Here is a 2,636-nt window from a genome sequence, read left to right as displayed (position 1 = left end):
GGGTTCGAAGTAGTCCCAGGCCAGGTCGCCCATGCGCACGACCTTGAAGCCCGACTGCTTCATCAGCGCGACGTCACGCTTGACCTGCGCCAGGCTGCGGTCGACCGGCTGGTAGTTCGCGCCGGCGAACAACTGGCCGGCACCGGGCCAGTCAGGGCGGCCCTGGGGGCTCTTGGCGTCCTGGGCCACGGCGGGGGGCAGCGCGGCCATCGAAAGCGCGCAGGCGATGAGGGTCTTGCGCAGGTCCATGATTCGGCTTTGAGTCAATGTGTGGAATCGAGGAGCATGGCCGGGGTCGTCAGCCAAGGCGGGTTTCAGTGGCGCGGCCGGTGTAGACCAGCTCCTGCAGCGGCACGGACTGCAGCGGTGGATGGCCGGCGCGGATGCGGTGGAGCCTGAAGCGCCGCGTCTGCAACATGCCGTCGAAGCGCCCGCGGCGCGGCGACAGGCGCAGCACGCCGCGCTTGTCGTCCCAGGTCATGCGGATCACGCTGAAGCCGCCCTTTTCGTAGGCGTAGTCCAGCCCGGCGTCTTCGCAGAGTTCGAAGGCGCCATCGCGGCCCGGCACGACGTAGAGGTCGATGACCTCACCGGTGGACTCCGCGGTGGACTGCAGCACCGGCCCGAGCGGCAGGATGCTGCCCGCGCGCAGGTGCAGGGGGATGCGCTCCAACGGTGACGGCACCTCATGCGTGCGGCCACCGGCGCGCCGCTCTCCGGTCCAGAAATCGACCCAGCCGCCCGCGGATTGCGGCAGGTAGACCGACCAGCTCGACACCCCCGGCGCGACCACCGGCGCCACGTGCAGCGCGCGGCCGAAGAGGTAGCTGTGCGCCTGGTCCAGCGCCCGGGCATCCTGAGGGAAGTCGAAGACCAGCGGGCGCATGAGGGGCGCGCCCTTCGCATGCACCTCGTGGGCGGCGCTGTACAGGTAGGGCAGCAGCCGGTAGCGCAGCTCGAGGTACTGGCGCGCCACGGCCTCCACCTTGTCGCCATAGCGCCAGAACTCGGTATCGGTCATGTAGCCATGCACGCGCTGCAGCGGCAGGAAGGTTGCGTACTGGAACCAGCGGATCAGCCGCTCGTGGTAGGCCTTGTCGGTGTACTGCCCGTCGCCCGGGCGGAAGAAACCGCCCGCGTCGACCGTCCAGTAGGCGTAGCCGGCGGCGGCCATGTTGAGGCCCGCGGGGATCTGCCGCTTCAGCGTGTCCCAGTCGTTGCCGATGTCACCCGACCAGGTCGCCGCGGCGTGGCGGTGCTGGCCGGGAAAGGCCGAGCGCGTGAGGATCATCACGCGCTGGTTCGGCAGCGCCTGGCGCTGGCCTTCGTACACCGTGCGGGTCACATGCCACGGGTAGGCCAGCCGCACGCGCTCGCCGCGGCCGGCGGCCGTGCGGCGGCCCACGAGATCGTCGTTCTCGGGTTCGGTCGCGTCCTGCCACCAGGCGTCGATGCCGAGCTTGAGCAGGCGCTCGCGCTGGTGGCTCCAGTAGAAGGCGGCGGCCTTGGGGTCGAAGAAGTCGACCCAGTCGGTCTGATCGATGTAGTGGCCGGCTGCGGCGGTGGCGCGGCCCAGCTCGGTGTCGCGGGCGATCCGGGCCCACACCGACAGCATGAGCCGCCCGTTCATGCCGTGCACGTCGCGCACCAGCGCGGCGGGGTCGGGGTAGTGGGCCTCGTCGAAACGCATCGCGTTCCAGCCGTGGCGGCCCCAGTACTGCCAGTCCTGCACCATCACATCGACTGGCAGCTTGCGCCGGCGGAATTCGCGCAGCGTGTCGACGATCTCTTGCGACGAATGGAAACGCTCGCGGCAGTGGATGTAGCCATAGGCCCAGCGCGGCATCATCGGCGTGGCGCCGGAGATCTCGCGGTAGCCCTCGAACACCTCGTCGGCGCTCGGGCCGGCGATGACGACGTAGTCGATGGCGTCGGCCACCGGCGAGCGCCAGGTCGTGCGCGGCTGCGTGGGGCCGAAGTGCAGCGAGGGCTTGTCCTGCTCCTCGGCGTTCACGCGCACGCGGTGCTCGCCCGCCGGCAGGTCCACGACGAAGCCGGTCGTCGGCGGCAGCCAGTGGTTGCTCATCTCGACGCAGGCCTTGCCGTCGATCTCCACCGAGTGGCGCGAGCCCATGGCGCGGCCCACGTCCAGCAGGAAGGCATACCGGCCGGCCGCTTCGGTGCGGAAGCTGCCTTCAAAGCGCACGCCCTTGCGTTCGACCTGGGCGTTGCCGCTCGTGGTCGTCACGTCCACCAGCTCGGCCTTGCCGTCGGCGCCGGCACGGCTCAGGGCCACGCGCTGCTCCGGCGTGTTCAGCTCGGCCATGCCGGTGTTGTGCCAGAGCAGGCCGTAGCCGCGGCTGGACAGCATGAACGGCAGGCTGATCTGCGTGTTCACCTGGGTCAGGCGGCGCGGCAGGCCGCGCAGGTCCATGGCGCCGTCCTGGAAACATCCGGTGCCGTAGAGCCGCTCGCCAGCGGGTGAATCAAACGCCTGCTCGGCGATGAAGACGGGCTCGTCACCCAGCTGCGACGGCATCAGCCGCCGGGTGCCTGGCCGCTCGGCGAGCAGCAAGGCACCGTGGCGGTCGAAGAAGCGCAGTGCCCCGGTCGTGTTGTCGGCCTCGCTGCGGATG

Annotated in this window: 1 protein-coding gene and 1 pseudogene; both read right to left on the bottom strand. The window is 70.2% G+C overall.

The genetic code is table 11. The features are described from left to right. Positions 1–249, bottom strand: a pseudogene (locus VFY73_RS27280) (beta-galactosidase); the annotation flags it as partial. A gap of 49 nt (positions 250–298) precedes the next feature. Beyond that, positions 299–2,636, bottom strand: a 2,338-nt coding sequence (locus VFY73_RS27275) for a TIM-barrel domain-containing protein (protein ID WP_329724733.1), incomplete at its 5' end; no start/stop codon positions are given.

Origin of the sequence: Ideonella sp. (assembly GCF_036277275.1) — a bacterium.
In the GTDB taxonomy this organism is placed as follows: domain Bacteria; phylum Pseudomonadota; class Gammaproteobacteria; order Burkholderiales; family Burkholderiaceae_C; genus Ideonella.
Note: the sequence above shows the minus strand (reverse complement) of the source record. Positions and strands in the feature narration are given on the sequence as shown.